General features: G+C 41.5%; 3 protein-coding genes. All 3 read left to right on the top strand.

Translation table 11 applies throughout. The features are described 5' to 3' along the window. The first annotated feature begins 151 nt into the window (after positions 1-151). The 3 genes from BMF77_RS19555 to BMF77_RS19545 are packed head-to-tail and all read left to right on the top strand — an operon-like array spanning position 152 to position 6,030. The gene (locus BMF77_RS19555) at positions 152-4,411 is read left to right on the top strand and encodes a non-ribosomal peptide synthetase (protein ID WP_148765135.1); all 4,260 of its coding nucleotides are present in this window, start codon (positions 152-154) and stop codon (positions 4,409-4,411) included. A 54-nt stretch (positions 4,412-4,465) separates the two neighbouring features. Next, a complete protein-coding gene (locus BMF77_RS19550; protein WP_148765133.1) occupies positions 4,466-5,257 on the top strand; it encodes a class I SAM-dependent methyltransferase in 792 nt (263 codons plus the stop codon). A gap of 35 nt (positions 5,258-5,292) precedes the next feature. Further along, positions 5,293-6,030 (top strand): SDR family oxidoreductase, encoded by a 738-nt coding sequence (locus BMF77_RS19545; RefSeq protein WP_148765131.1) that lies wholly within the window; start codon positions 5,293-5,295, stop codon positions 6,028-6,030. Positions 6,031-6,047 lie beyond the last annotated feature (17 nt).

Genomic DNA, 6,047 nt, shown 5'->3' with positions numbered 1-6,047 from the left:
CTACCGCTCCCTTTATGATTTCTTGGAATAAATATGGCATAAACCCTTATCCTGGTTGGGCTTGAGGCTTTAATATGCTCAAAAATAGGCGATTCCTAGGTTTATAAAATTTAAACCTGATTAAACAACAGCTTTGGGAGGCAATTGGCAAGTGAAAGTAGTAGAGTTTTTATCTTATTTAAATAGTTTAGATATCAAAGTTTGGCTGGAGGAGCAGAAGCTACGATATCAGGCTCCCAAGGGAGTAATGACATCAGAAATTAAGCAAGCAATCGGGACTAGAAAATCTGAAATTCTGGACTTTTTAAAACAAGCAAAAACGCCGACGAATACTGCTGAATTAGCGATTATTCCTGTCTCACGGGATGAAGATTTACCCCTATCTTTTGCCCAACAGCGGCTTTGGTTTCTGCACCAGCTATCACCAGACAGCACTGCTTACAATCTGTTGGAGGCGCTGCGGCTAGAAGGTGCGCTAAATTTAGTGGCTCTGGAACAGAGTTTGACTGAACTGATTCGTCGTCACGAGATATTAAGAACTACTTTTCCTATGGTAGACGGAAAACCGATCCAGCGAATTGCTCCGCCCTCAACAGTAACCTGGCAAATCGAGGATTTACAGGGGTTATCTACAGAAGAACAAACGGCGCAATTTCGACAGATGGCGATCGCTGCTGCATTAAAACCCTTCGATTTGGCAGGAGAACCCCTAGTACAGTTTACGTTACTGAAACTGAGTCCCTATTCGTATATACTGCTGTTGAAGATGCACCACATTATCTACGATGGTTGGTCATTGAGCATTTTCTTCGGTGAATTATCTCAGTTATATGAAGCTTTCACTCAAGGTTTACCCTCCCCTCTAGCTGAATTACCGATCCAGTACGCGGATTTTGCCGTTTGGCAACGTCAGTGGCTCACAGGTGAAGTCCTAGATCGCCAACTGAATTACTGGCGAGAACAATTAGCAGGGTTAACTCCCATCTTGGAACTGTTAACGGATTATCCCCGTCCCCCAGTTCAGACTTTTCAAGGTGGGGTTGAGTGTTTTCAACTGGATCGCCACCTGACGCAACGCCTCAAGCAGTTGAGCCAGGAGTCAGACGCTACGCTGTTTATGACCCTACTGGCAGCTTTTTTGGTCTTAATTTCTCGTTATAGTGGTCAGTTGGATCTGGTGGTTGGCTCCCCCATTGCCAACCGCAACAGCAAGAGTGTCGAGCCGCTCATGGGGTTTTTTGCTAATACCCTAGCATTCAGGGGTAATCTCTCTGGAAACCCCACCTTTCGAGAATTCCACGAGCAAGTGCGACAAACAACATTGTCCGCCTATGCTCACCAGGATTTACCCTTTGAAATGTTGGTGGAAAAGTTGCAGCTAGACCGCGATTTGAGTCGTAATCCCCTGGTACAGGTGCTGTTTTCTCTCCAGAATACCCCCCAATCTTCTAGCAATTTGTCAGGTTTAATTATCGAAAATATGCCCTTACCACTTGATGTCAGGGCCAGATTTGACTTGGAAGTGAACTACTGGGAAATTCCAGGAGGTCTGGAGGGTGTTTGGTGCTATAACTCTGATTTATTTGATGCAACCACAATTACTCGCATAGGGGAACATTTTCAAATTTTACTCCAAGCAATTGTGGCAAATCAAGAAATGCGAATTTCGGAATTACCACTGTTAAGTCCAGCCCAGCGTCATCAATTGTTGGTGGAGTGGAATGATACTCAAGTAGATTATCCCCATGATTTGTGCATCCATGAGTTGTTTGAGGAGCAGGTAGAGCGCAACCCGGATGCTGTGGCTGTGGCGTTTGAAGAGCAACAACTTACATATCATGAATTAAATTGTCGAGCTAATCAGTTAGCGCATTACTTGCAGTCTTTGGGAGTGGGAGCAGATGTGTTAGTGGGTATTTGTGTGGAGCGCTCTTGGGAGATGATTGTGGGATTACTGGGTATTCTCAAGGCGGGTGGTGCTTATGTGCCGCTTGACCCAGATTATCCAACTGAGCGTTTGAGTTTTATGCTCGCAGATACTCAGATAAAAGTGCTGTTAACACAACAGAATTTAGTTGAGAAATTACAAAAACATCAAGTAAAACTTGTTTGTTTGGATACTGACTGGCACCTGATTGCTCAATGTAGTCAGGATAATGCGATCGCTACGCCTATCGCTGATGTACAAGCTACTAACTTGGCTTATGTGATTTATACATCAGGATCTACAGGTCAGCCGAAAGGTGTGGAAGTTGTTCACCGTGGTGTTAATCGTCTGTTGTTTGGAGTAAATTATGTTCATTTGGATGAAACTCAAAGATTTCTTCAGATAGCCCCAATTTCTTTTGATGCTTCCACATTTGAGATTTGGGGAGCTTTGTTGCATGGTGGAAAATGTGTTATTTTCCCAGAAAGTATTCCTACCGCTAAAAGTCTGAGTGAGGAAATCCACAAACATGGCATTACTGTTTTATGGCTAACATCTGCTTTGTTTAACTCTATAATTGATGATGACCCACAAGCGTTATCAGGAATTAAACAGCTACTAATTGGTGGAGAAGCACTTTCACTTGCTCACGTTAATAGAGCTTATGAAACTCTGCCATTTACACAAATCATTAATGGATATGGACCGACAGAAAGCACGACTTTTACTTGTTGTTATCCTATCCCTAGAAAACTTGAGACAACTATAGAGTCAATCCCCATTGGTTCTCCCATTGCTAATACCCAAGTCTACATCTTAGACGACTATTTGCAACCAGTTCCCGTTGGTGTACCGGGAGAGTTACACATTGGTGGAGCAGGTTTAGCACGGGGCTATCTCAACCGACCAGAGTTAACACAGGAGAAATTTATCCCCAACCCTTTTGATAATTCAAAATTATATAAAACCGGGGACTTGGCACGCTATTTACCTGATGGAAATATCGAATACTTGGGACGCATTGATCATCAAGTTAAAATTCGTGGCTTCCGCATTGAATTAGGCGAAATTGAAGCCGTACTTAGTCAACATGAGGATGTGCAAATATCTTGCGTCATTGTCCGCGAAGATACCCCAGGTGAGACTTGTACTGAGCGTAGCCGAAGTAAGCAGTTAGTCGCCTATATTGTGCCGCAAAAAGATGTCACACTCACCACTAGCGAACTGCGTCAATTTCTTGGCAATAAATTACCTGGATATATGATACCAAATGCTTTTGTGATGTTGGAGTCTTTACCACTTACTCCTAATGGTAAAGTAGACCGCCGCGCCTTGAAAGCACCTGCTCACACCAGTAACTCCGATAGATTTATAGAAGTGCGTAATCAATTGGAATTGAAACTGCTGCAAATCTGGTCAAATATTCTTAAAGTTGATAAAATTGGGGTACAGGATAACTTTTTTGATTTGGGTGGTCATTCTCTTTTAGCTCCCTATTTAATGACTCAAATTAAGCAGCAGATTGGTAAAGATATTCCTGTAAAAGACCTGTTTCAAAACCCCACAATAGAACAGTTAGCAGCAATTATCCAAAAGGAATCCGATGATTCTTCTCCATCTTGTTTAGTAGCAATTCAGCCCAATGGTTCAAACTTACCTTTCTTCTGTGTTCCCGGTGCAGGGGGTAGACCTTTTTACTTCTATCACTTAGGACGTTGTTTAGGAGATGATCAACCGTTATACAGTTTTGAAAATAATCTGTATCAGGAATTAGGTGCGATTACTCATATTGAGGATATGGCTAGTATTTACATTGAAGCCATGCAAGCTGTTCAGCCACAGGGACCATACTTTTTAGGCGGACATTCTTATGGGGGAAATGTAGCTTTTGAAATGGCTCAACAGTTGCGTAACCAGGGACAGGAAGTTGCTTTGTTGGCAATAGTTGATTCTTCAGCACCAACCTATAAAGATAAACAAATGCTGATTGATTATATTAATTGGGATCATGCGAGGTGGTTAGTTGAAGTGAGCAAAGGCATAGAAGTTTATTTAGAAAAGAATGTGGATATTTCTTATGATACTCTGCAATCTTTGACTGTGGATGAGCAACTAAAATACGTTTTACAGTATTTCAAAATGGCTAATATGCTGCCTCCAAATGCTGAAATTACCCAGTTGACAAATATCGTCCAAGCTTATAAAAATAGTTGTTTATGTCTAGTTGATTATGTACCAAAACAGCCTTATTCAGGTAAATTGACAATTCTCCGCGCTAATGAGGATCTACCAGAAGACCCTAATGGTTATTTAAATGCTGAGGTTTCACAGGATTTATCCTTGGGCTGGAGTGAGTTTTCTAGCGAGCCAGTGGATATTCATTTTGTCCTCGGAAACCATATCACAATTATGGTTGAACCCCATGTCCAGGTTTTAGCCGAAAAGTTGAAAACTTGTATTCAGCAAGCACAAGCAAACATCTAAATGATGAGTGGGGTTGATCACAATGAAAACCAATATAAACAAGTGTGAGTAAAAATGGATAAAAACGAATTTATCGGTATATTTGACAGTTTAATTTTCAATACCTCGACTAGAGATTACTATGGTCAAAAAGAGTTTTTCAATGTGGGTTATTGGCACTCAGATACTCAAAATCAGCATGAAGCCTGTTTTAATCTGATGGAAAAGCTGTTAGAATTTATTCCAAGAAAGCAGGGAAATATCCTCGATGTTGGTTGCGGTTTGGGAGCAACTACCAGTCATCTCCTTAACTATTATTCCCCTGCGGATGTTGTGGGCATTAATATTTCCAGAAAACAAATCGAAAGAAGTATAGTTAATGCGCCAGGCTGCAAATTTATTTGCATGGATGCTGTGCAGATGGAATTTGAGGATGATTTTTTTGATAACATCATCTGTGTGGAGGCTGCTTTTTACTTTAACACAAGAGAGAAGTTTCTGAAAGAGGCAATGCGAGTATTGAAGCCAGGGGGAAATCTGATCCTCGCCGATCTCATTTTCGACACTACAAAGTATTTTGGTGATTTGATTGTTCCTGAAAATATTGTCAAAGATAAAGATATTGAAGATTATAAACGTCTTTATCAACAAGCAGGATTTCAGCCAATAGAATTTGTGGAAGCGACAGAGGTATGCTGGAAAATACACTACCGAGATTTAAAATCTTCGATTATAGAGGAATTTAACACAGGAAAGATAGATGAAGAAACTTATAATTTCAATGTGGTTGCTATAGATGCTTTGCTAGATTCTTCATCTATAGATTATTTGTTGGTTTCAGTAAAGAAGCCAGTAAACTTAATGTGATATTTTGTTCTGTTTTTATTTGATGAGGTAAGACAATGTTTCAGTTGCTATCAGGCAAAAAAGTGGTGATTATTGGTATAAGCTCAGGGATTGATTTGGCGATCGCCAAAAAAATGGTAGAAATGGGGGCAAAAGTTGTACTTTCCCACTCATCTCAAGAGAAATTAAATGAGGCGATGGCGTTGATTTCTCTGGGAATTGAGGGTAAAACTGTTGATTTGTTGAATGAGGATGCAGTCAATGGTTTTTTTGAGCAGATCGGCAACTTCGATCATTTGATTGTAACGGCGATGGGAGACAGAAATATGCCGCGCTCGCTTTTAGCAGAGATGACCACCGAAACGGCTCAAGGTGCGATGGATAAATTCTGGGGGACGTTCTTGGCTGTGCGTGGATCGTTGAAAAATATAGCGCCTGACGGCTCTATTACCCTCACATCCAGTGTCACTATCTTCAAGTCTTCAAAAATGGGGGGTATTTCCGCCATCGCCGCAGCGAATGGTGCTGTTGCGGTGTTTGGGCGCTCACTGGCCTTAGAAATTGCACCGATTCGGGTCAACGTGATTGCGCCTGGACTGATAGAAGATACAAGTATCTGGAGCAGTCAAAGCGAATCTGAACGCTCAGACCTGACAAAATGGGCGATCGCCGCCTTACCTGTTGAGCATCTTGGTCAACCTGAAGAAATCGCGCAAGCAGTGTTAAGTGTAATTACTAATCCCTATCTCACAGGGGTGATTTTGCCTGTGGATGGTGGTGTAACTTTACTTTGAATTGTCAGTAACCCAGC

Source organism: Dolichospermum sp. UHCC 0315A, assembly GCF_008121535.1.
In the GTDB taxonomy this organism is placed as follows: Bacteria; Cyanobacteriota; Cyanobacteriia; order Cyanobacteriales; family Nostocaceae; genus Dolichospermum; species Dolichospermum lemmermannii.
Note: the sequence above shows the minus strand (reverse complement) of the source record. Positions and strands in the feature narration are given on the sequence as shown.

What these genes read in the sequence shown, in the direction of transcription:
- BMF77_RS19550 (WP_148765133.1), top strand. Translation starts at nt 4,466, where the DNA reads ATGGATAAAAACGAATTTATCGGTATATTTGACAGTTTAATTTTCAAT.
- BMF77_RS19545 (WP_148765131.1), top strand. Translation starts at nt 5,293, where the DNA reads ATGTTTCAGTTGCTATCAGGCAAAAAAGTGGTGATTATTGGTATAAGC.